Source organism: Streptomyces sp. NPDC016562, assembly GCF_043076955.1.
Lineage (GTDB): Bacteria > Actinomycetota > Actinomycetes > Streptomycetales > Streptomycetaceae > Streptomyces.
Map to the genome: position 1 here is coordinate 98,960 of NZ_JBIBRZ010000010.1, position 21,999 is coordinate 120,958.

The following is a 21,999-nucleotide window of genomic DNA, read 5'->3' on the forward strand; positions in this document are numbered from 1 at the left end:
CTTCGACGACCCCCACGCCTCCTTCCTGTCACGAACCTTGGGCTATACGTCCGTCCGGCATAGGGTCTCCCCATGGGGGAACGGCTCATGCTCGTGGTCGGCTTCGAGGACGCCGAGCTGCTGGACATCGCGTCCGTCACGACCGCACTGCAGATGGCGAACCGGATCGGTGGCCTCGCCCGCCCCTACCGCATCCGGCTGGCCGGGCTGGGCCGCGGGCCCATCGACTGCGGTTCCGGGATCCTCCTGCTCAGCCACGAGCCGCTGGAACGGGTGACGGGTCCCCTGGACACCCTCGTCGTCTCCGGCGGCAGCGGCTTCGAACACGCCGCGCAGGACGTACGGCTCGTGGGACATGTACGCCGGCTCGCACGCGAGAGCCGCCGGGTGGCCTCCCTGTGCACGGGAGCCACCGTCCTCGCCGCCGCGGGCCTCCTCGACGGTCGCCGCGCCACCACGCACTGGCGGTTCGCGGCCCGGCTCGCGGCACGCCATCCCGCCGTCACCGTGGACCCCGACCCCCTCTACATCAAGGACGGGAACGTCTACACGGCGGCGGGCATCACCAGCGCGATCGACCTGACCCTCGCCCTCATCGAGGAAGACCACGGTTCCGACCTGGCCCGCCAAGTGGCACGCGACCTCGTCGTCTATCTCCAACGGCCGGGAAACCAGGCACAGGTGAGCCTGTTCACCGCCGCCCCGGCACCCCGCGACGACGTGGTCCGCCAGCTCGTGGAGCACATCGCCGAGCATCCGGACCACGACCTGTCGGCCGGGGCGCTGGCCGCCCTCGCCGGGGTCGCCCCGCGTCATCTGAACCGCCTGTTCCTGGAACACCTGGGGCTCCCACCCGGGCGGTACGTCCGGAGGGCCAGAACCGAGGCCGCCGCCCACCTGCTGGCCTCGACGACGCTCCCCGTACCCGGTGTGGCCGCCCGGTGCGGCTTCGGCTCGGCCGAGACCCTCCGGCAGGCCTTCACCGCCAGGTACGGGATCTCCCCCGGCCGCTACCGCTCCGCGCATCGAACAACCGCCCCCATGCGGGTGTTGGGAACAGTGCCTCGGTGCGGCCCTCGGCAGTTACACGCACCGACGGGATTGGGCAGCGGGCCACAGGGGAAGCCTCTGTCCCGCGGACCGTCGACTGAAGGGGAACCCCTGTGACGTAGGCAACCGCTGTCCGAGAACAGGGGAAACCTCAGGGATGGAGTAGGGCATGGCGGAACGACGCATGTCGGTCGCGACCCACTGGGGCAGCTTCAACGCGGTGGTCGATTCCGGCCGGTTGGTGCGCATCGAGCCGAAGGACGACGACCCCGCGCCGTCGCCCATCGGACCCGGAATGGTGACAGCGGCCGACGACGGCGCGCGCGTGCTGCGCCCCGCGGTGCGCAAGGGCTGGCTGGACGGCCTGCCGCGCGTCCACGACACGGCCAGGGGCGCCGACGCCTTCGTGGAGGTGAGCTGGGACGACGCGATCACGCTGGTCAGCGATGAACTGCGTCGCGTACGGTCCCAGCACGGCGACAGCGCCGTCTTCGGGGGATCCTACGGCTGGGCGAGCGCGGGCGCGTTCCACAACGCGCAGGGCCAACTCCACCGGTTCCTGGCATTAGGCGGGGGATACACCGACTCCCGCAACACCTACAGCACCGCGGCTCTGGAGGTCATCCTCCCCCATGTGATCGGCGGACATCCGTGGAGCTACCAGTCCCGGATGCCGATGTGGGACGAGATCGCCGAGAACTGCGAGCTCGTGGTGGCGTTCGGAGGGCTCGCCCTCAAGAACAGCCAGATCAACCCCGGGGGACTGGCCCGGCACCAGACCCAGGACCTGCAACGCCAGTGCCGTGAGGCCGGGGTGCGGTTCGTGAACGTCAGCCCCCTCCGCAGCGACGTCGCCGGCTTCCTCGACGCCGAATGGCTTCCCGTCACCCCCAACACCGACACCGCCGCGATGCTCGGCATCGCCCACACGATGCTGGTCAACGGGTGGCACGACGAGGACTTCCTCCGCCGGTGCTGCGTCGGATTCGACCGCTTCGCCTCCTACCTGGTCGGCGAGCTCGACGGCGTCCCCAAGGACGCCGCCTGGGCAGCGAGGATCACGGGCATCAGCCGCGACACGATCACCGACCTCGCCCGCCGCCTCACCGCGCAGCGTTCGCTCATCATGGTCAACTACGCGGTACAGCGGGCCGATCACGGCGAACAGCCGATCTGGATGTCCGTCGTACTGGCCGCCATGGCGGGCTCCATGGGCCGGGCCGGCTGCGGTTGGGGCGCCGGGTACGCGACGATGGACGCGACCGGCGTGGCCAGAGGCCGTCCTTCCGTGGCGACGATTCCCGCGGTGGCCAACCCCGTCCCGGATTTCATCCCCGTCGCCAGGATCGCCGACACCCTGCTGCATCCGGGCCGGACCATCGACTACGACGGCCGGCGCCTCACGTTGCCCGAACTCCGCCTCGTCTACTGGTGCGGAGGCAACCCCTTCCACCACCACCAGGACCTCCACCGGCTGACCCGGGCCTGGCAGACCCCGGACACGGTGGTGGTGCACGAAGCCTGGTGGAACACCACGGCCAAGTTCGCGGACATCGTCCTGCCCGTCGCCACCGGCCTGGAGCGCGACGACTTCGCCGCCGGATTCTCGGACCCCCACCTCGTCGCGATGCCGAAGGTCCGCGAGCCGGCGGGAGAGTCGCGCACCGACCACCACATCTTCGCCGCCCTGGCCTCCCGGCTCGGGTACGAGAAGGAGTTCACGCAGTCGCGCTCCGAGATCGAGTGGGTGCGGCACCTCTACGAGCAGACGAGGACCGCCCTCGGCGACGAGGCCGCCTTGCCGGGCTTCGACGACTTCTGGCGCGACTCCACCGCCGAACTGCCGGCGTTGACCGGCCCCTTCCCCGGCAGCTTCGAGGCGCTCCGCTCGGACCCGCAGCGTTTCCCCCTGCCGACGCCGTCGGGCCGGATCGAGATCTTCTCCGAGGAGATCGACTCGTACGGCTACGACGACTGCGCCGGCCACCCGACGTGGTTCGAACCAGTGGAGTGGCTCGGCGCCGGCCTGTCGGACCGCTTCCCGCTGCACCTGATCTCGAACCAGCCCGCCTCACGGCTGCACAGCCAGTACGACAACGGCGGCCACAGCCTCGGTTCGAAGATCCACGGCCGTGAGCCCGTGACGCTCAATCCCTCGGACGCCGCGGCGCGCGGCATCGAGAACGGCATGATCGTACGCGTCTTCAACGACCGGGGCAGCTGCCTCGCGGGCGCGATCCTGTCCGACGACGTCATGCCGGGCGTCATCCAACTGTCCACGGGAGCCTGGTGGGATCCGGCCCAGCCGGGCCGCACCGGAACCTTGGACCGCCACGGCAACCCGAACGTCCTCACGGCGGACCGGCCCTGCTCGCGCCTGTCCCAAGGACCCAGTGCCCTCAGCGCGCTGGTCGACGTCGAGGTGTACGCCGATCCTCTTCCCGAGGTGCTCGCCTTCACCCCGCCACCCCTCGAACCTTGATACGAAGCCTGCCCCCTCACCGTCGCCGAGCGCTCAGCAGCCCGCCCCGATCCGTCGATCCGCACCACTCGCCGTTTGCGCTCGCGTAACGACGTGACTACTGTGCGCCATCGTGACTGCACTTCAAGACCTCAAGTACGGCCAGTGGTTCAGGGGCGCCGACGTCGACGGCGACGGGTTCATCACCCAGCGGGACGTGCGCATGATGAGCGAGCGCTACATCACCGCCCGCGGTACCGCGCCGGACTCCGCGACCGTCCGCCGGCTCACCGAGGGCATGGACGGGTTCTGGGCGAACGTGATCGCCCCGATGGACCAGGACGGGGACGGGAAGGTCGACCTGCGGGAGATGACCGAGGGGTTCAGGCGGGTCCTGACCGACCGCGCCCTGTACCCGCAGCAGATCGAGCCGGTGACCGACTGCTTCTTCGACCTCGTCGACCTCAACGGAGACGGCAGGATCGACCGGGCGGAGTTCCAGCAGATGTTCGACGCGGTCGCCGGCGTCCCCGGCGAGGACTGCGCCGCGGTCTTCGCCGCTCTGGACCGCGACGGCTCCGGTGCGCTGGACCGCGCCGAATTCCACGAGGCGGTCACGGAGTTCTTCTACGGCAACGACCCGGACGCCCCCGCCAACCACCTGTTCGGCAAGGTCGCCTAACACCTCGAGAAGAGCCGGCACGCCGCTCCCCTACACCACCCCTGGCGTAGGCGAGCGGCTTTGGTGGTCTTACTCTTCCTCCTCGTCCAGCTCCGGCGCGTCCGCTCCCCGCAGCGGGGCGCGGAGCGCCGACGGCGGTACAGGGACACGGCGCTGGCCGGCCGCCCGTCGGCCACCACGGCCGTGATCGCCCCCGCTCACACCTCGGCAGCCTCCTCGGTCCAGACGCCAGCAGGGTGCTCGTCCACCGGTAGCCACAGCCGGGGCTGCGCGCGGCAGCCCGGGCTGGCCTGCTCGTCCGACGGCCAACGGTGATTCCGGTCGGGCCAGACGAGCTGGACGACGGGGACCGAGGTCTGACGGTAGAAGCCGACGGCCGTGCCCAGCAGAGGACGGTGCCAGCTCACGTCCACGGGCTGGACCTGGACCTCGTACCCCTCGATGACACCCGAGAGCAACGTTCCGGGCTCCGTCGCTGCCCCGTCACGCAGCTCGGCGGCCCCGGCGTTGACCCAGTGCATCAGCCCCTCAAGCTCCAAACCGAACATGGCGACCTCTGGGATCCGATAGGAATGCCACAGCCCGACCCCACTTCCCCCTGACTTCACTCCGGGCCGCTCCAGTCGAAGGGGAAGTACTTGCTCGACTTGCCCGAGCGGTCCCAGGAGAAGCCGTACGCGTCGGCGCGGTCGGTGGTGGCCCGCCCCCAGGTCGCGACCTGGCCCGGCCCGACCTCGGCGCCGGGTGCGTTGTGTACCTGTACGCGTGCGCCCTCCGGAGTGGTCGGCCCGGTCAGCGCCTCGGCCCGTGCCGATACCCGCCCGGGGATCTCCGCGCGCCAGGCGCCCAGGCCCTCGTCGATCTCGATGCGGATGGGAGCGAACTCCATGCCCCGCATCTCGGCTCCGAAGACTTCACCGAACTCCGCAGGCCATCCGCCCGCCTCACCGCCGAAGATGCTCTGCAGGGCAGAGCGCTGCCGATCGTCGGCACGCTCGTCGAAGAAGACCGCGGCGTACGGGTCGGTGTGCTCGCGGGCCCACACGTCGCCGACGAAGGAGGCGAGCATCAGCACGTTGAGATCGTCGAGCCGCACGTCGCCGAAGTTGCCCTCCCGGATGTGCCAGGCCAGCACGCCCTCGCAGTCGCCGTACGTGGGAGGCTGGGCGAACGTGCAAGGGCACGGGATGGCGCACTTGCACACATCGAACCAGTCGCCGGCCAGGTGCCAGCGCGTACCGGTAGTGACCGTTTCTGTCATCTCGCTTCCCTCCTGACGAGCTCGAACGGGTTTCGACGACTCCGGACGAGCTCACTGGGAATGACGAGACCGCGTGCCCCGAGCCCGCTCCCGGGATCGCGAGTCGGCCTCCCCTCCAGCGTGCGCCTCACCGGCCCGGAAGGCGAGCGGCTCCATCGTGGGCCCGTACACCTACATCCGGCGCCACACCGGAGCCGGGCCCGGGTGAACCGTTGTGGTGCTCTTTTGCCGGGTAGGAGCGGCGCATAGGTCGGCAAGGAAGGCGGAGTGGCTGTGAGCGGAGCGTTGACGGCGGGAGGGTGGGGCCTGTTCGCGGGGGCGGCTCTGCTGCTGGGTGCGACGATCGGCTCACTGATGCGCGTACCGCCACGGCTGATCGCGCTGGTGATGGCGTTCGGCAGCGGCGTACTGATGGCGGCGGTGTCCTTCGAGCTGATCGCGGAAGCCTACGAGCGGTCGGGGATCTGGCCGGTGGTGGCGGGAGCGGTCGGCGGCGCGGCCGTGTACTCGGGCGCCAACGCGCTCCTCGCACGACATGGCGCGCAACACCGCAAGCGTTCCGGAGACGCGCAGCCATCCGAGGACGAGGCGCCCGGTTCGGGCAACGCCATCGCCCTGGGAGCCCTTCTGGACGGGATCCCGGAGTCCGTGGTGATCGGGACGAGCCTCCTCGGCGGCGGCCATCTGGGAGTCGCGACCGTGGGAGCGGTCTTCATCAGCAACATCCCCGAGGGCCTGGCCAGCTCCGCCGGCATGCGAAGCGCCGGACGCAGCCGGACCTACGTGTTCGCGCTGTGGGGAGGCATCGCCGTCATCAGCGGCCTGGCCGCTCTGGCCGGGTACGCACTCCTGGGAGGGGCCTCCGAGGCGGCGATGGCCGTGATCACCGCAGTGGCGGGCGGAGCGATCCTGGCGATGATCGCCGACACGATGATCCCCGAGGCGTACAGCAAGGTGCACTTGCTGACAGGACTGGTCACCGTGGTCGGCTTCCTGTCCGCATTCGCACTCTCTCATCTGTAGCGACGGGGGTCGCGGGGCCCGTCGGTGCGTGGGCTCCCACCGCGCCCGCCGTCACACCGCCAGCCGGCAGTACGACTGGCAAAAGACTCCGGCCGCTGCCAGACAGCCCCGGGTCCTTCCGTGTCCATCGCCGTACGCGGCGGCGCCCAGGCGGGTGACCTCTGCGGGCCGGCACGAGAACGGGAACTCAGGGGTTCAGCGCGAAGTCCTGGCGGGTGGTGTTGCTGGCGCCAGGGCTGTTGATGTTGTTGTTGGTGGAGATGTTGTTGAACAGCGGGAGAATACCGCTGATGTTGACCGGCAGGATCGACCCATCGCCCCCGCCACCGCCGCCCTCGTTGCCGCACCCGCTGCCGGTGATGGTGGTGGGGTCACTCGCACTGCCGGCCGGAGCGCCCCCTACGAAGAGCTGGGCGACGTTGGTCACGGAGCACGGGGCGTCGGACGCGATGGCGACCCTCACGAAGATCTCGATGCCTTGCCCGGGCGCCAGTTGGCTACCGGCGCAGTCGATGACGCCTCCGTCGTTCAAAATGAAACACGAGACGGGGTTGCCGTTCCCTCCTACTGGTCCCCCCTCTACCGGTACGGCGGTAAGCCCGGCCGGAAGCGTGTCCCGGACACTTGTTCCGCCGGAAGGAGTCTCATCGCCGGTGTTCGTGACGGTGATGGTGTAGGTACCCTCCCCTCCCCGGGTGAAAGGGTCGGAATGGGTCTTGGTGATCTCCAGCCGGGGCTGCGCGTAGGCCGGAGTGCCTCCTCCGCAAAGCGGCAGTGCTGCTCCTGTCGTGTGCTGGAACGTCATGCCACGGGCGGGGCTGCGCCAAAGCAGCGCAGCCCCGGGGAAGCCTGCATGGTGGAATCCCCGCGGCACGGCTCCGTCGTGGCTGCGTCGTCCAATTCACTCGATCGCCACCCCAGCCCGACTTAGAGCGACCGAGGATAGGCTCGAGGATGGCGGAACCCGGGGATCCCATGGCGGTGGAAACGCTCTACTGGTTCTCGCCTGTCAAGTCGGACGATCTTCTCTGCGCTATCAGTGCTGGCGCACCCCGTCGATGACGAGTGTCAGCAGGCGGTCGGTTTCGGCCGCGCCGTCACTGTCGTGTTCGGTCGCCAGCGCGATGGCTCCGACGAGTTTGAGCAGCTGGGTGATGGTGACCTGGGGGCGTATGGCGTGTGCCTGGTGAGCACGCGCGAGTAGTTCGCTGCCGGCGTTCACGATGAGCGTGTGGCAGGTGTCCCCGAGCGTCGGATCGCCGGCGCCAGGCATCAAGGCTGCCCCCAGGCCCTTGTTGGTTACGGCGTGTGCCCCGACGGCGCGGAGCCAGGTGACGAGCGCGGCCCCCGGATCGGGCTCGGTCGCGAGGTCGCGTGCTTTGGCGCAGAGGGTCTCCACCCGGCCTTTGAAGACGGCCTCCAGCAGCGCCTGCCGGGAGGGGAAGTGCCGGTGCAGCGTGGCTGAGCCGACCCCGGCATGGCGCGCGATCTCCTCCAAGGAGGCTTCAACGCCGTACTGGGCGATTGCGGCCCCGGCGGCGGCCAGGATCCGTTCGTAGTTGCGCCGCGCGTCGGCGCGCATGGGACGCCTGGGCGAGGACGGCACGGTGGCGTCTTGGGACACGGGAGCTCCTGACGGCTTGCTAACCGGGGTGGTCCTCCATATTGTATCGAGCATTAACCGGAGGGCCACCCCACTTGATGTGTGGCCCTACCCGATGCGTGCAAGATCCAGGAGACACAGTGGAGCTGACGAACAAGACCATCGTGGTGGCGGGCGCGACCGGCTTGCAGGGCCGGGCAGTGACCAGGCATCTGCTCGATGGTGGCTGGCAGGTGCGCGCCCTCACGCGCAATCCGGACGGCCCGCCGGCCAGGGCTCTGGTGAGCGCCGGCGCGCAGATCGTACGCGCGGAGATGGAGGACATCTCCTCTCTCGTCGACGCTGCCGAAGGCGCCTACGGGCTGTTCAGCGTCCAGCCCACGGTGGGGTCCCCCGGCACGGCGGCGGACTTCTCCGCCGAGGACGAGGTCCGCTGGGGAATGAACATCGCCGAGGCCGCCCAAACCGCTGGCATCAAGCACCTCGTCTTCAGTTCGGTCGCCGGCACGGACCGTCATGACAGTGAGATGTTGCCGCAGAACCTGATCAGCAAGTGGCGGATCGAACAGCACCTTGCGAAGCTCAGCCTGCCCGCCACGATTCTGCGGCCGGTGTCCTTCATGGAGAACTACACCGGTGGATACGCCCTGCAAGGCGGCAACCTGGTCTCAGGTATCGCCCCCGACGTTCCGCTGCAGATCATGGCCGTGGACGACGTCGGCTTCGTTACCGCCCTTGCCTTCTCCCGGCCCCAGGAGTGGATCGGGCGAGCCATGGCCTTGGCCGGCGACGAACTGACTCCGGTCCAGATCGCCGCGCACATCGAGACGGCCATCGGACGCCCGCTGCCGTATGCACAAATCCCGATAGAAACGATCCGCGCCGTCAACGAGCAGTTCGCCTTCGCCCACGAGTGGCTGAACGAACGCGGTTACCGCGCCGACATCACCGCCACACGGCGGATCCACCCCGCCGCGATGGACTTCCGCACCTGGCTGGAGCGAACCGGTGCAGCCCAGATCACGGCATTCCTGAACGCCCAGGATGCAGACGGACAGGACGCGTGAAAGGTCAGATGCCCCGCCTTGGGCGTATCGGCATCTGGGCCGGCGAACTCGACGCCTGCTCGGCCACCGGCGTCCGCGAGGCCGTGACCACGATCGAAGACCCCGGCTTCGGCACCATGTGGTTCCCCGAGACAGCGGGGCGGGAAGCGATGGCGCAGGCCGGGATCCTGCTGTCGCGGACCCTCAGGATCGTGGTGGCAGCCGGCAGCAAGCGCTGGACGCCACCCCGTTCGGGCCCCCGGCCACGGCAGCCTCGCCACACCGGGTGCTCGCGGCCCTGGACACCGGCATGCTCGCACTCGCCGCCGAACGATCCCGGGGCGCAAACCCGTTGGGCATGCCGGTCGAACACACCCGCAACGCCAGAGCGTGCTCGGACCCACCCGGCTCCTGGCCGTCACCCAGCTGTGCGTGCTGGGCCCGGACCGCTCGCACACCGCCGCACTGGCTCGCACCACGGCAGCGGCCGCCCTGCCCAACCGCCGCGCCCTGCTCCCAAACCGGGGGTACGAGAACGTGACTCGCTCGACGACCGACTCGTCGACGCGCTCGTGGCCCACGGCACCGCGGAGGATATCGCCCGCCGCGTCCGTGAGCACCTTGACGCCGGGGCCGACCACGTCAGCCTCCACCTCCTCACCACCACACCCCACACACCGCCCACCCAGCAGTGGAAGCAACTCGCAGTCCACCTGCTGCCCTGTCCCGGCCCGGGAACGTGGCGAACAGGCACGGCTCTGCTGTTCTCGCCGTCCTGTTCGCCGAGCAAGCCGAGGAGATGCCTTGCCCTCCGTGCCGTCATCTCTCTTTGAGCCTCTGTGGGAACAGTTCTCGGCTCCTGCCCGAGCGACCCGAGTTCGACCGCCAGTCGACCGGGCCAAGCAAGGGCTCAAGCGTTCCACCCTGGTCGACGGCGGCGGGATACCGCTCGGCCTCGCCTCAGCCGGCGCCCACCGGCACGACTCGGTGCTGCTCGAACCGACCATCGAAGCCGCCAAGCACCGGGTCGGGAACCCGCCCACCAATGCCACCGTGCATCTCGATTCGGCCCACGACGGCAAACCCAGCCGCCGGATCCTCGACGAGCACGGCCTCATCGGCGAGATCGCCCGCAAGGGCGTGCCCGCTCCGATCCCAGTCGGCATGCGCTGGGTGGTTGAACGCACCCAATCCTGGATGAACGGCTACGGCAAGATTTGCCACTGCTTCGAACGCGATGGCCGCGTCGTCGACTTCAACCTGTACCTCGCCGCCGCGTTCATCACCGTGCGCGGCCTTAATCCGACGTGCAAGAAAGCTCTACCGATGGCCGAGCCGCCCAACTGCAGGTCGCCTGAGATGACGCCTAACCTCGGTCTCTTACCAGGCGTGTGGCTGCTTTCAGTGCAGTCGGATCCAGCGGGTTCTCAAACATGTTGCCGCAGCCATGCAGCGCACCTGGTCCAGGCCCGCGCGGCCGTGCGGACCTACACCGCCGCCGCGTACTCGGGACGGGGCTCCGCTACGCCGGATCCGCGGTCCACGGCCACGCGGCGTTGCGGCCGTCCTCGATGAGACCGACCATCCGGAACGCGGCGTCCGTGAGCCCGCCGAAGGTGTGCCGGTGGGGGCCCGAAGGGATGTGGGCCGGCTGGTACCCCGCCAAGTTCCAGGTGTACACGGGGACCTCGGACGGTACCGGTTCAACCGGCCGGCCGCGGCCGTCGTGTGCGGCCTGCTCGTCAGTGACGATCAGCACGCGGTCGTGGTCCCGGTAGTGGGCGCGGAGGGCCGCCGTCGTCTGTGTGCCCCCGAGGCTGTGGAACCGTTTCAGCACCTCCAGTACCGGTTCCCCTGCCGCGAACGGCACCGGCGCACTGGACCAGCCGAACTCCACCAGGTCCGCCTGCTGGGCGCGCATCGCCAGGGCGGCGCCGAAGACGGCCGCCGCGTCCGCGCGGCTCAGCGTGGACCGCTCGGAGACGGTGTCCCAGAACATCGAGTCGGACCGGTCCACCAGGATCAGCGTCCGGCCGGGCAGGGCCGGTACGTTGGCCAGGGAGTTGCCCAGTGCCCGTTCCAGCGGTGCGGCCCAGCGCGGCGACGGCGCCTGCCGGTGGGCGGCCAGGTACCGGAAGGGGAACTGCCGGGACCGGGCGACCTCGTCAGCATCACTGATGCGTGCCGCGACCCGCGCCGCCACCTCGTCCGAGACCCCTGCCTCGTCGAAGTTCCGCAGGTTCCGCAGGAGCGCCATGGGGCCCATCGAGGGGATCACCGCTTCCCAGACGGCGGCGTCCAACGGCCCGTGGAGCCAGCCCGCCAGGGCCTCCCAGGTCATACCCGCCGCAGCCAGCCGCTCAGCGCCGCCCGGCCCGGTCACCGCGGCAAGCCGCGCTTCCAGCGGCACCTCCATCAGCGCCCGGTGCTCGCTCAGCAACCGGTCGCCGGCCGGGACAGCCGCCTGCTCCGGGTGGTGACGGCGGTCCAGTGCGTGCCGGAAGAGGGCGCCCTGCCAGGGCTTGTGCGGGTCGGGGGACGCGTGCACGAGGTTCAGTACGTCCCCGAAGCGGAAGGCCTTGGAGGCAGTGTCGTACTTCAGCAGGGACCGCGAGGAGTACAGCCGGCGCACCGCGTCGGCGATGCCCCGCTTCACGGGCTGCGGCACATTGCGCCCGTACCGCGAAGTCCAGTAGGAGAGGAGCTCTCCGGGCTCATCGGCGCGCTGGAGCACCGAGTCGATCACGGACCGGTTGGAGGGACCGCCCACGGACCCGGCCTCGAGCCGGGCTCGGACGTATGTGGCCGCGCCCACCAGGGACGCGGTGCGCATGTTGCCCTCACCGCGGAGCCAGCGCAGCAGGCCGGCCGTCCAGCCGGGGTCCTCGACGGCGAGTTGTGCCACGAGGCCGGCGTATCGGCCGTCGCGCTCCTGGCCGCTCTCGTAGAAGGTCCACTGGGAGCCGAAGTTGCCGACGGCCAGGAGGAAGAGCTCCTCCCGGGGTTCGCGGACGAAGGCGGGACCGCCTTCGTAGGTGCGCGCGGCCCGGTTGGCGCGCCAGTGATGGATCGCGGGTGCGGACGGGGTACGAGCGGCGGCCGCCGAGACGTGCGGGGCCACGAGCATCTCGGACCAGACCTTGGAAACGCGCTGGGTGTAGCGAGGCAGTGAATCCCCCCGGATCCAGAGAACGGACGGCCCCGGCCAAGAGGTCCACCGGGGCGAGGTGCGGCCGCGCCGCCCGAGATCAAAAGGGGCGGCGGCATCACTTGGATGTCAGAAGGAAGTAGCCGCAGCCGGGCGCATCGGGGGCGCGGTCGCCATCACACTCAAGCACGCCAACTGACCTCCCGCCAGCGATTAAACGGCGGGAGTGCGCCGCCCTGCCGAGCGGGGCCTGCTGCGCGAGGCCTGCTGGGCGAGGCCGGATCGGTCCGCGGGACGAGCGACCAAGCCGCGATACAACTCCCTGGCGCGTCGTCATCTCCCCGAGCCGCCGGCCGTTGAGATGAAGTAGCAGGGGTGCTGGTACGGCGGCGGGCTCTACGGGTGGGGCGGAAACCGCTGGGTGTGGAAGCCCTCGCTTCGCCGACTGCTGCAGGATCTTGGGGGCCGCAGCGCCTATGGTGAGGGCCGCAAGGGCCCGGCAACCTGCCCTGAGGCGGCGAAGTCCGCGGTCAGCACCCATCCCCACACCCAGCGGGAGAGGAGGGAGAGCGCCGGGTGATGCCGGTCGTCTGGCAGGCGCCCGACTGCCTCATCCGGGTGGAATCTTTCCCCCTGTGGGGGATCGGTGCTGGTCGCATGGGGTGAAAGGGACGCTTCGCTCGTGTCCCGGCACCGGGCGGGAAGCGTTGAGGGGGACGTGAGTACCTCAAGCACCGCCCCGATACTGTCCGCCGATCTCCCCACTCAGGTCCCGCCCACCGTGCACGACTCCGGCGCGGACACCGAGCCCGGCGTCATAGTCGTCCACTCCTGCACCACCCTCGGCTCCACCCTGATCGTCCGCCTCGCCGGCGAGATCGACCACTTCAGTGCCGCCCCGCTGCGGGCGCTCCTGGCCTCCGCGGCGGACGACGGCTACACCGGTCTCGTGCTGGACACCCGCCGCGTCACCTTCGCCGACTCCGGCTTCCTGGCCGTCCTGGACGGGTGGCCCCGGCACGGGCGCCGACTCCGGCTCGCGAACCGTTCCCGGGCCGTGAAGCGCCTCCTGCGCGCGGCCGCCGCGACGACACAGCGGCCGGCCCAAGCCGGCTCACTGACGGCGGCGGCAACGTCATGACGTTCATACTCCTGACCTGCACTCCGATGCTCGCGGCGGTCCTCCTGCTGCACTGGGAACCCCGCGAGCCGCGCCGCCGCCGGCCTAGGCTGAGCCAGCCGCGTCGGCGTACACCCCGCAGGAACCTGATCCACTGTCCACTGGCACCCCCGGCCCTCACCCTGCCCGGCATGGCCTGACCCGGACAAGGGGGTGGGTCCGTGACGGCCACGGGCCCACCCCCTTGTCCTGAGTGGTTCTTGACCCCGCCCCGCCCGGACCCGCCCTGGCCATCACCAGCGACCGCCACCCAGCGAGGGACGGTGACCCGGCGCAGGACCATCGGTCAGCCGATGCTTCGCCCGCGGTCTCCGGTCCGCTGCGGTGGGACGCTGCGCAGCCGACGGGAAGGACGCCTGCTCGGGCCAGTCCCGCGGGCCTCCTCGTCGCAGGACCGGGGTGCGGCCTGGTCGGCTTCCGCAGGCGCCACCGCCGGGGCGAGCGCGATCGCAGCGATGACCGCCATCACTGCGACGAGGATGATTCCGATACTCACGGACATGAGTCCCGCCTTTCGCCTTGACCTCTACAGCTTGTGGCTACTCAGCGTTTCCAATATGGAGCCCGATAAACACAGCGAGTGATATTCGGGGTGGGTCGGCGAGGCAGGGCCGCCGTGATCGCCTAGCCGCCGCCGGGCGGCGGCTCCAACCTCCCAAACGGCCAACACCGCCTGCCGTGGCGTCGTCCATGACCCGGACCCTTGCAGATGCACCGTGCCACTGGGGAATCAACTGGAACGAGGCGTTCGTATGGCTGACCAACAGACGTTCTGAAACCCCTCATAGCCAGTGCAGGCTCCGAACTCCTCCTTGGGCGCGCCCCGCTCTCCTGCTGAAAATGCTGTCCAGGACGCATTGTCGATGTGATAGCGGCCGGTACGCACTCCCCACGGACGCCAGTTGACACGTCGCACTCCGCAACTCATACCTTGGCCTCAGAGGTCGCTCACCCGGCTGGGGGAGGGAGATCGTTCCGGCGGCCGACGCCACCGTGCCGAGGTCGATGCGACGTTCAGAACATGACCAGTGCGGAACGAACGATGAAGGCGCTCTGGAGCGCCTGGTGGCAGCGATGGCCGGGCTGGGTGGCCTGGGCAACGACGTTGTGGGCGGTGCTGTATACCGGCTTCGGCCTGACGTGCGTGCTGAGCGAAACCTCCTTGTTTCCCCACGGCGGTGACTCAGGTGCCTCCGGACTGGGCTGGGCCGTCGTCGCGGTGGGCGTGCTGGGGACGTTGGTCAGCGGGGCGGTTTTGCTGTTCGGGTTGTTGCCACCGTTACGGGTGCTTCTCTGGGTGGTCTGCAGCCTGGCCGGGATCACGGCATTCAGCTTGCTGATGGACGTGATCACGCTGATGTTCGGTCAGGGACTGGACAACCGCGCCTCCGCCGCCAACAAGGCCCTGGCTGCGGGCGGGGCGTTTCTGCTGGCGGCCACGGCCCGGTCCGACCACCGGCCCGCCGGTACTGCCGTACGCGCGCCGCCCACCTCACCCGATCACGTCCAACTCGCCGCATGGGCCGGCACGCTGGCCTTCGCCCCGTACGCAGCGATGAAGCTGGTCTGGGCGTCGGGCGGCACGTTCGCGGGGATCACCGGCGAGGAGATGCTCGCGGTCTCAGAGCGGAACGGCGCCTCGGGCATCTTCCTCACCCTGGAGTCCTGGGGCCTGGACCCCACCGTACTGCTGGCCGTGCTCGGCGTTTTCCTGCTCTGGGGCCTGGTCCGCCCGTGGGGGCGGGTCTTCCCGCGCTGGACGCTGTTCCTGCGCGGCCGACGGGTGCCGCGCTGGCTCCCGCTCGTGCCGGCTCTGCTCGGCGCTGCGACGCTCGCCCCGTACGGCGTTGTGGGGGTCGGATACCTGACCCTGGCCACGGCCGGCGTGGTGACGATGCGGCGCGGCGACTTCCACTCTTCGGGCGACGCCCTGCTGGTCGGCTGGATCGGGTTGGTCGCCTTCGCCGTTTACGGCATCGCCCTGACCATCGCGGCTCGCTCGTACTGGCTTATGACGCGTCCCGCCTGCCGGACGAGCACCAACGCCGAATAACCGTCTGCGGCGAGGTAGATCCGCTCGAACTGGCCGCCCGAGGGGGGATGCCAACTGGCCAGCAACATCCACGGGCCTGAAACCTTCCGGGAGATGGACGTCGACCAAGGCCTCGGCCGGGCCACGCGGGACTCGCCCTCGGTGCCAGGCCCGCCGACATCGGCGAGACCGGCACCGAGAACTGGTATGTCCTGGCGGTCCGGAGGGCAACTAATTCTGCCTGCTGCCAACAACCGGCTGCAGCCCCGCTGACCACCTGCGTCCTGATCCCGAGCCGCTCGGCCGTTCATGTCCGAGGCCGTGCCCGCCCCGGATCAGGAGACGCGCTTCAGCTGCCACGCGTTGTTGAAGAAGCTGGGGGTGGACGAGTAGACGCAACTGCTGCTGTAGTACGAGCTGGTCTGGATCCAACCGGCGGGCTGGTAGGTGGAGGCGCATGCCTGGACCACGGTGCCGACGGGCAGTCCGGTCAGCTGCTTGATCTGCTTGATGTTCGGGCTGAAGCTCTGCGTGCCGCAGCTGCTGCTGTAACCCCAGCTGACGTCGACGTAGCCGGTCGGGGTGAGAACGCTCGAGCAGGAGGTCGTGACGTCACCGGGAGCGGCCTGGGCGGGTGCAGCGGTCAGGGCGAACATCGCAGCCGCGCCGGCCAAGGCCATGGATGTGGTGCGAAAGCGAGTCATGGGTGGTGGCTCCTTCTCATCACGGACGGCCGGTCAGGCCGAGAACCCATTACTACGTGTCGTAATCGGCTCCGGACAGCGGGTTTCCAGCCTGAAGGTGCACGTATTTTCGAGCCGCGGCGCGCCGGCCGGGAGTCGGCGGCTCCCGGCCGCCTCCCTGGCGGCTCGGTTGCGGTGATCCCGAGCACGACTTGCGCTGCCGTCGTAACCGTCGTAGCCGGCGCCGTCGCCGAGCCCGGCGCCTTCGCGCGTGGAGGCGAAGGGGTACTCGTCGCACCACCAGCCGTCCAGTGGACGCGGCTTGACCGCATCGCAGGCAGCTGTACGGACACGGGCGGTTCCGCCCGGCGCCCGTTCGCCTCCGCCCGTTCGCCTCCCCGTACGAGGCAGTCTGGTTCGCTGGGCGGGACAGGGGCTCGCCCGATCCGACCGAGCCGGGCACGGCCTTGCCGGCCTTGCGTCCCGGATGTACGGCAACCTGGGCTGCCAGGCCGTCGAGTCCGGCGGGCGGTGGGTGGGGCGAGCGCCGCCGCGTTCCTCGACGATGCCGATGAGCGGGGAGGTGCGGCGTCAGACGGGGAGGTGTACCAGTTCCGCCACGTCGGTCCCGCTCCAGCGCTGCCTCGGACCCACGTTCCGCAGCCGGCACCGGGACGTCGCACAGGCCACGTCCACGCCCCCCGAGCAGCTCGCCACGACCACGTACAGGGCGCCGGGCGGCCCGGGAAGGGCGCGGACCGCGGGTCTTTCGGCTGCCGGTCACCAATGGCCGGTGGCGTGGCCTGTCGGCCGGGCGGCGCGGGACACCACCATCGGGACGTCCGGCTCGCGGCAGCTCACCCCCGCCGGAGCCTCCTCGACGGAAGGATTCCCCATGACGTTCCTGCGCCTCACCCCACTCGACCCCGGACCAGGACCTGCCTGTCTGATCGGGAACGCCCGTGTTCTTCCAGCAGCGTTCATGGAGGGCTGAACGCCATGACGTCAACCAGAGAGAACACGCCCGCCCAGGACTTCTTTGCGAGTCTCTTCTTCCTGGCTATCGGCGCGGCGATCATCTTCGTCGCGTACAAGATCAATAGCTCGCCCGCAGACTGCGGCGGCGAAACGATGTCAGCGGGCGACACCTGCGTCAGCTACTCAGGCAGCCACCAGACCGGGACCAACAATCTGGACGAGCAGAAGTCCGAGAACTCGACCACCGCGAACGTGGCCTTCGTCATCGGAGGACTCGTGGCGTTCGTCAGCGCCTGGTCGAGCGTCGGAGCCCTGCGACGTATGGCTGGTTCCTCGCGCTGATCCGTCCACTGCCTGCTCCCCTCTCTGGCATCGGTACCCACACAGGGGGCGACCGCGCCGGACCGGGAAGACACTCACCGCAGTCAGCTTGGCGGGCGGTCAGCGCAACTTCGCATGCCGACGACCGTTCAAGACGGGCCCCGGGGGATCAGCCATGGCGTCCCCGAGGCCCGGCTCGGAGAGCGCACCCGTCCAACGACGTTGCGCCCCCCCGTCACGCGGTCGGCGGCTGCGGCTCCTCCAGCACGCGGGCGCGCTACCTTGCCAACTCCGCGATGGGCAGAGGCAGGTAGGTGTCCAGCACCGGTGCCGGTTACCTGGTCGATGTGCGGGGGACAGGGCCACCACTCCGGCCGGCATCGAGGGCATGTTCCGTCGCGCCGGATGCGACATCACCACTCCGGGCCCGGACGGCTTCGCGATCTCGCCGCAGAAGCTGGCCGGCTTCGGTCATGAGATGCCAGTCGATGATCTCCGCTGCGGCCCAATCGATGAGTTCGGGGTCATCGTAGAACTGGACGTGCGCGTCGATCGCGCCCAGGTGGCGGAGCTCGTGGGGGCTGGGCATGCCGTCCAGGAGGGCTTGGACGTGCGGGGGAGGGGTGGCCGATTTGTCGCCGACCACTACCAGGGAGCTGCTGGACGGCCTGGTCCGCACGGTGCCCCCAGAGGGCTTCCTAACCCATCTCGGCGATGCGGTTCTCCCATAGGCCGTGGCAGCGCCACGCCGGCCCGCGGTCGGCCCAGCGGATGTAGAACTGGTAGGTGGGGAGGGGGGCAGCAGACAGTCCGGCGCGTCCGCGGTGCCGACGATGGGGATGTAGTCGACCTTGCCGGTCGTTTCGTACCTCTCGCGGGCTTCACGTCCGCTTTCGATGCGTTCGACGGCGGTGGTTCAGCCCTGGAACAGGACCTCGAAGAAGGCGTCGGCCGCCGGCGGGTAGAGGAAGTGACCCGACACCAGTGACAGGCGTCGGATGCGGGGGTCGGCCACGGCGGCGTCGATGGCCCAGTTGGCGCCCTGGCAGATCCCCAGGACGGACAGCCGGCCGGCATCGAGATCGGGGCGGGTGGATGTGTAGTCGATGGCGGCGCGCACATCCTGGGCCTTGGCCGTGGGCTTCTCGAACTGGCAGGGCTGTCCGCCGCTCTCGCCGAAGTACCGGGGAACGAAGGCCAGTGCCGCGACCCCGCGAGAGGCGAGGCGCGTCGCGTACTGCTTGGGTGATCGTTCCTTGACGCTCACCCGGCCGCCGTTCAAAGCGCAGGCGGGTCGCGCCGCCCCGGGGCCGGGGCGGCGCGATGGCTCCTGCTTTGTTGGCCCGTTCTTCGTCTCGCCGGTGCCGCAGCGGCAGGTTCGCCACGGTGGGTACGAGCGAATGCCTGGTGCTGCAGGCCCCGCTGGGTCCGCGTCCGGTGGGGGGACGGCTGAGCGCCCCCCGCGTTCAACATGTCAGGCGGTGAGGGTGGGGTAGTCGGTGTAGCCGCGCTCGTCCCCGCCGTAGAAGGTGGCGGGGTCGGGGGTGTTGTAGGGCCCGTTGGCGGCGAGGCGGGCGGGCAGGTCGGGGTTGGCCAGGAACAGCGCGCCGAAAGCGATCATGTCTGCCGTACCGTCCTCGATCAGTTCCAGCGCGTCCGGGCCGGTGGTGTCGGGGTGGGTGAAGGGGTTGAGGATGAAGGCGGCCGGCCATTCCTTGCGCAATTGGAGCGTGAGGTCGCGGTGCGGCCCTTCGAGCACGTGCAGGTAGGCCAGGCTCAGCGGCGCCAGCTGCTTGACCAGCGCTGCGTAGGTCGCGGTGAGATCGTCCTCGGCGATGTCGTTGTAGGGGTTGCCGGGCGAGATGCGGAAGCCGACCCTTTCGCCTCCGATCGCCACGGCCACGGCGGCGGCGACCTCGACGCCGAAGCGGATGCGGCCCTCGACGGAGCCGCCCCAGCCGTCGGTGCGCTGGTTGGCATTGGGAGCGAGGAACTGGTGGATCAGGTAGCCGTTCGCACCGTGGATCTCCACCCCGTCGAAGCCCGCGGCTATCGCATTGCGGGCCGCGGCCGCGAAGTCGGCGATCGTCTCGCCGATCTCGGCCTCACTGAGTTCCTTGGGAGTGACGAAGTCCTTGGGGCCCTCGTGGGTGAACACCTGACCCTTGGCCGCCACCGCCGAAGGCGCCACAGGGTGCAGCCCGTCGGGCAGCAGAGCGGGGTGGCTGATGCGGCCGGTGTGCATCAGCTGGGCGAAGATCACTCCGCCCTCGCGGTGAACCGCCTCGGTCACCTTTCGCCAGGCCGCGACCTGCTCCTCGGAGTGCAGGCCCGGAGTGTCGGGGTAGCCCTGGCCCACCGCTGAGGGCTGGGTGCCCTCGGTGATGATCAGCCCGCCGCCCGCCCGCTGCGCGTAGTAGGTGCTCATAGCGGGCGTAGCGCTCGCACCGGGACCGTAGGCCCGGCTGCGGGTCATCGGCGCCATGGCGACCCGGTTGGCCAGTCGCACGGATCCCAGGTCGATCGGGTCGAATGCAGTAGTCATGTCGTTCCCTTCACCAACGGACGCGCCCCGGACATCCATGAACCGCGGCGCATTAACTGTCCGAACAACTAAACCTCGGGAAGGAGCATTCCCCTGGGTTGTGGTGATCCACATCACAGCCATAACGGTCGTGTCGCACCGGCATGGACGGCGCGTGGGTGGGGGGCATGGCAGACTGATCTGGTAGCTGCTCGGGCAAGTTTCATGGGAAGGATGCGCAGTCGTGACACATCCGCCTTCGGGCGAGGCCAAGGGGCGGGCGACAGACCCAGCGGCAGTCAGCGCGGCGACCGTGCCAGTGCCGTCATCCGCCCACGCGGGCCCGATCAGTCACGCCATCTTCCGCGTAGCCCGCCTGCACCGCATGATCGCCGGGCAGCTCCTGCGCCGCGTCGGCCTGTATCCGGGCCAGGAGCTGGTGATGATGCAACTGTGGGAACTCGGCCCCCAACGCCAGACCGACCTGGTACGCCTGATCGACTCCGACGCCGCCACCATGACCCGCACCGTCCAGCGCCTTGAGAACGCCGGGTTCGTACGCCGTAGCCCCTCGCCCACTGACAAGCGCGCCGTCATCGTTGAGCCCACCGCCGCCAGCCTCGCCCTGCGGCGGGAAGTGGAACGTACCTGGTCCGAACTCGAAGCCGCCGCTACCAGCGACCTCAGCGCCGACGAGCGAACCGCCGCCCTGGACGTACTACAGCGATTGGAACAAAACCTCGTCCAGAGCGCGGCCGCACCCGAAGAGTAAGAAGGCGCCCCCCCACGACCAGGTGGCCGGGACTGATGACGCCGTCAGTACCTGCCCTCACGCCGTGGCGGGCCAACGCCTCTGCTGATCGGTGCCGCGGTGACCGCACTGCCGGTCGTGGCGGAGGCCCGGACCGGCTACCAGTGGACCTCTTTCAGGCACTGGAACGCCGGCGATATTGCGCCCGACGGTTGCGTCACCCGCGTCTCACTTGCTTGTCGTGCACGGTTCAGGAGGGGAAAAGGCTACGGGACGCGGAGCACCATGTGTGAGACTCCCTCTGTTGATCATTCGGGGGGAGTTTCGCGTTGAACGCGCTGTTGAAGAGGGTGTGGATCGGGCTGGCCGCGACCTTGGTCGTGAGTCTGGCCGCCGTGGTCCTGCCGAACCGCATCCAGATTGCCGACGACGGGCGCATCCACCTGGGCGCGCCCACGTCCACGCCGTACCCTTCAACGGCGGCGCCCACACCGGAACCCACGTCACCGCCCCTGACCCGGGACGCCGTTGACGAGGTGATCCGGACCGCGGTCAGCGCGGCGGGCCTCGACCCGGCGCAGGGCCGCCCGACCGCCCCGGCCGGTGCCGATTCGAACAGGACGGGCTGGATGGCCGTCCGCGAGAAGACCGCCGCACAGTCGGAGATCAACGCGATCTGCGCCGACCTCGAACGCCAGGGATGGACGCTGAACCCGAACGGCGACCGCCCCGACGCCTCCCGCAGCTACAAGCGCGGCGGCTGGTACCTGCTGGTGAGCACGCGCGGGAAGACCCAGGCGCCGTCCTCCACCTCCGCCTTGACCGACTCGCAGACCTACCTGACCCTGACCGGGCTCCAGCTGAACCTGGCCGACATACCCCTCCCCGAGATCACCGTCCGCATCGGCTGATGCCCCGCATATTCGCCCGATGCGCGACAGCGCACAGCCGGGCAGCCGGGACGGCCTCCTGGTACCGCATCCGCTCTGAATAGTTCGAGGCCGCCTTGCTGCCGGATGCCGACGAGGAGCGGGAGTCGGTGGACGACATCGACGTCGAAGTGAGGCTGGCCGATGGTTCGCGGTGGCGCGCGACCGCGTGCACGATTCCCCGGGTCGAGGTCCTGATGGAGCGGTGCGGGCATCCTGTTCGTGCTGCATACCGGGTGTCCACTCGACGACGGCCCGTCAGTCCGGCTCCGCGCTCTCGTACCGGCCTTCGGCGTCGGCGCGAAATCCGAGCCGTGATCGCACAGC

At 69.6% G+C, this 21,999-nt stretch carries 19 protein-coding genes and 2 pseudogenes; 12 read left to right on the plus strand and 9 right to left on the minus strand.

Annotated features, from left to right (window positions below; genetic code table 11):
* Positions 1 to 72 precede the first annotated feature (72 nt).
* The 3 genes from ACF059_RS30830 to ACF059_RS30840 all read left to right on the plus strand — a co-directional run bounded on the left by ACF059_RS30830 (position 73) and on the right by ACF059_RS30840 (position 4,193).
* Positions 73 to 1,167, plus strand: a complete 1,095-nt coding sequence (locus ACF059_RS30830; RefSeq protein WP_392063655.1) for a GlxA family transcriptional regulator — start codon at positions 73 to 75, stop codon at positions 1,165 to 1,167.
* A 52-nt stretch (positions 1,168 to 1,219) separates the two neighbouring features.
* Complete coding sequence (locus tag ACF059_RS30835) at positions 1,220 to 3,532, plus strand: molybdopterin-dependent oxidoreductase (protein WP_392063658.1); 2,313 nt, start codon at positions 1,220 to 1,222, stop codon at positions 3,530 to 3,532.
* Positions 3,533 to 3,644: 112 nt separating this feature from the next.
* Positions 3,645 to 4,193: an EF-hand domain-containing protein gene (locus ACF059_RS30840; protein WP_392063661.1), complete on the plus strand. Its 549-nt coding sequence runs from the start codon at positions 3,645 to 3,647 to the stop codon at positions 4,191 to 4,193.
* 197 nt (positions 4,194 to 4,390) lie between these two features.
* Here the strand turns inward: ACF059_RS30840 and ACF059_RS30845 are convergent, their stop codons facing one another.
* Positions 4,391 to 4,801, minus strand: coding sequence for a DUF4262 domain-containing protein (locus ACF059_RS30845; RefSeq protein ID WP_392063664.1), 411 nt, complete (start codon positions 4,799 to 4,801; stop codon positions 4,391 to 4,393).
* Positions 4,798 to 5,454 (minus strand): DUF1326 domain-containing protein, encoded by a 657-nt coding sequence (locus ACF059_RS30850; protein ID WP_392063667.1) that lies wholly within the window; start codon positions 5,452 to 5,454, stop codon positions 4,798 to 4,800. The genes ACF059_RS30845 and ACF059_RS30850 overlap by 4 nt, the downstream gene beginning before the upstream one ends.
* Before the next feature lie 273 nt (positions 5,455 to 5,727).
* Between ACF059_RS30850 and ACF059_RS30855 the strand changes: the two genes are divergently transcribed.
* Positions 5,728 to 6,477: a ZIP family metal transporter gene (locus ACF059_RS30855; protein WP_392063939.1), complete on the plus strand. Its 750-nt coding sequence runs from the start codon at positions 5,728 to 5,730 to the stop codon at positions 6,475 to 6,477.
* A gap of 187 nt (positions 6,478 to 6,664) precedes the next feature.
* Here the strand turns inward: ACF059_RS30855 and ACF059_RS30860 are convergent, their stop codons facing one another.
* The gene (locus ACF059_RS30860) at positions 6,665 to 7,282 is read right to left on the minus strand and encodes a hypothetical protein (RefSeq protein WP_392063670.1); all 618 of its coding nucleotides are present in this window, start codon (positions 7,280 to 7,282) and stop codon (positions 6,665 to 6,667) included.
* Positions 7,283 to 7,513: 231 nt separating this feature from the next.
* Positions 7,514 to 8,059 carry a TetR/AcrR family transcriptional regulator gene (locus tag ACF059_RS30865; RefSeq protein WP_392063673.1) on the minus strand — a complete coding sequence of 182 codons (546 nt, stop codon included), beginning with the start codon at positions 8,057 to 8,059 and terminating at the stop codon, positions 7,514 to 7,516.
* A gap of 161 nt (positions 8,060 to 8,220) precedes the next feature.
* On the opposite strand from ACF059_RS30865, the gene ACF059_RS30870 reads away from it, so the two are divergent.
* Together ACF059_RS30870 and ACF059_RS30875 are read left to right on the plus strand one after the other, a co-directional pair.
* Positions 8,221 to 9,147: an NmrA/HSCARG family protein gene (locus ACF059_RS30870; RefSeq protein ID WP_392063675.1), complete on the plus strand. Its 927-nt coding sequence runs from the start codon at positions 8,221 to 8,223 to the stop codon at positions 9,145 to 9,147.
* A gap of 861 nt (positions 9,148 to 10,008) precedes the next feature.
* Positions 10,009 to 10,489: pseudogene (locus tag ACF059_RS30875) on the plus strand (IS5/IS1182 family transposase); the annotation flags it as partial.
* Positions 10,490 to 10,648: 159 nt separating this feature from the next.
* Here the strand turns inward: ACF059_RS30875 and ACF059_RS30880 are convergent.
* The gene (locus ACF059_RS30880; protein WP_392063678.1) at positions 10,649 to 12,253 is read right to left on the minus strand and encodes a TROVE domain-containing protein; all 1,605 of its coding nucleotides are present in this window, start codon (positions 12,251 to 12,253) and stop codon (positions 10,649 to 10,651) included.
* Positions 12,254 to 12,992: 739 nt separating this feature from the next.
* On the opposite strand from ACF059_RS30880, the gene ACF059_RS30885 reads away from it, so the two are divergent.
* The 3 genes and pseudogenes from ACF059_RS30885 to ACF059_RS30895 all read left to right on the plus strand — a co-directional run.
* A complete protein-coding gene (locus ACF059_RS30885; RefSeq protein ID WP_392063681.1) occupies positions 12,993 to 13,415 on the plus strand; it encodes an STAS domain-containing protein in 423 nt (140 codons plus the stop codon).
* A gap of 1,060 nt (positions 13,416 to 14,475) precedes the next feature.
* Entirely contained in the window at positions 14,476 to 15,507 is a 1,032-nt protein-coding gene (locus ACF059_RS30890) for a hypothetical protein (protein WP_392063684.1), read from the plus strand.
* A gap of 131 nt (positions 15,508 to 15,638) precedes the next feature.
* A pseudogene (locus ACF059_RS30895) lies at positions 15,639 to 15,721 on the plus strand (VOC family protein); the annotation flags it as partial.
* A 100-nt stretch (positions 15,722 to 15,821) separates the two neighbouring features.
* Here ACF059_RS30895 and ACF059_RS30900 read toward each other — a convergent pair.
* A complete protein-coding gene (locus ACF059_RS30900) occupies positions 15,822 to 16,190 on the minus strand; it encodes a hypothetical protein (RefSeq protein ID WP_392063687.1) in 369 nt (122 codons plus the stop codon).
* 978 nt (positions 16,191 to 17,168) lie between these two features.
* On the opposite strand from ACF059_RS30900, the gene ACF059_RS30905 reads away from it, so the two are divergent.
* On the plus strand, positions 17,169 to 17,489 hold the full coding sequence (locus ACF059_RS30905; RefSeq protein ID WP_392063689.1) for a hypothetical protein: 321 nt from the start codon (positions 17,169 to 17,171) through the stop codon (positions 17,487 to 17,489).
* A 313-nt stretch (positions 17,490 to 17,802) separates the two neighbouring features.
* Here ACF059_RS30905 and ACF059_RS30910 read toward each other — a convergent pair whose 3' ends face one another.
* The 3 genes from ACF059_RS30910 to ACF059_RS30920 form a co-directional block, all read right to left on the minus strand.
* The gene (locus ACF059_RS30910; RefSeq protein WP_392063693.1) at positions 17,803 to 18,057 is read right to left on the minus strand and encodes a hypothetical protein; all 255 of its coding nucleotides are present in this window, start codon (positions 18,055 to 18,057) and stop codon (positions 17,803 to 17,805) included.
* Positions 18,058 to 18,384: 327 nt separating this feature from the next.
* On the minus strand, positions 18,385 to 18,735 hold the full coding sequence (locus ACF059_RS30915; RefSeq protein ID WP_392063696.1) for an alpha/beta hydrolase: 351 nt from the start codon (positions 18,733 to 18,735) through the stop codon (positions 18,385 to 18,387).
* 207 nt (positions 18,736 to 18,942) lie between these two features.
* A complete protein-coding gene (locus ACF059_RS30920) occupies positions 18,943 to 20,013 on the minus strand; it encodes an alkene reductase (RefSeq protein WP_392063699.1) in 1,071 nt (356 codons plus the stop codon).
* Between the two features lie 298 nt (positions 20,014 to 20,311).
* Between ACF059_RS30920 and ACF059_RS30925 the strand changes: the two genes are divergently transcribed.
* Positions 20,312 to 20,764: a MarR family winged helix-turn-helix transcriptional regulator gene (locus ACF059_RS30925; protein ID WP_392063942.1), complete on the plus strand. Its 453-nt coding sequence runs from the start codon at positions 20,312 to 20,314 to the stop codon at positions 20,762 to 20,764.
* Positions 20,765 to 21,072: 308 nt separating this feature from the next.
* On the plus strand, positions 21,073 to 21,654 hold the full coding sequence (locus ACF059_RS30930) for a hypothetical protein (RefSeq protein WP_392063702.1): 582 nt from the start codon (positions 21,073 to 21,075) through the stop codon (positions 21,652 to 21,654).
* Positions 21,655 to 21,999 lie beyond the last annotated feature (345 nt).

Excerpts from the sequence above, each read along its gene's own strand:
- ACF059_RS30900 (WP_392063687.1), bottom strand. The coding sequence starts at position 16,190 with ATGACTCGCTTTCGCACCACATCCATGGCCTTGGCCGGCGCGGCTGCG.
- ACF059_RS30910 (WP_392063693.1), bottom strand. The coding sequence starts at position 18,057 with ATGCCCAGCCCCCACGAGCTCCGCCACCTGGGCGCGATCGACGCGCAC.
- ACF059_RS30905 (WP_392063689.1), top strand. The coding sequence starts at position 17,169 with ATGACGTCAACCAGAGAGAACACGCCCGCCCAGGACTTCTTTGCGAGT.
- ACF059_RS30890 (WP_392063684.1), top strand. The coding sequence starts at position 14,476 with ATGACCAGTGCGGAACGAACGATGAAGGCGCTCTGGAGCGCCTGGTGG.
- ACF059_RS30880 (WP_392063678.1), bottom strand. The coding sequence starts at position 12,253 with ATGCTCGTGGCCCCGCACGTCTCGGCGGCCGCCGCTCGTACCCCGTCC.
- ACF059_RS30830 (WP_392063655.1), top strand. The coding sequence starts at position 73 with ATGGGGGAACGGCTCATGCTCGTGGTCGGCTTCGAGGACGCCGAGCTG.
- ACF059_RS30865 (WP_392063673.1), bottom strand. The coding sequence starts at position 8,059 with ATGCGCGCCGACGCGCGGCGCAACTACGAACGGATCCTGGCCGCCGCC.
- ACF059_RS30920 (WP_392063699.1), bottom strand. The coding sequence starts at position 20,013 with ATGACTACTGCATTCGACCCGATCGACCTGGGATCCGTGCGACTGGCC.
- ACF059_RS30860 (WP_392063670.1), bottom strand. The coding sequence starts at position 7,282 with ATGACGTTCCAGCACACGACAGGAGCAGCACTGCCGCTTTGCGGAGGA.
- ACF059_RS30850 (WP_392063667.1), bottom strand. The coding sequence starts at position 5,454 with ATGACAGAAACGGTCACTACCGGTACGCGCTGGCACCTGGCCGGCGAC.
- ACF059_RS30835 (WP_392063658.1), top strand. The coding sequence starts at position 1,220 with ATGGCGGAACGACGCATGTCGGTCGCGACCCACTGGGGCAGCTTCAAC.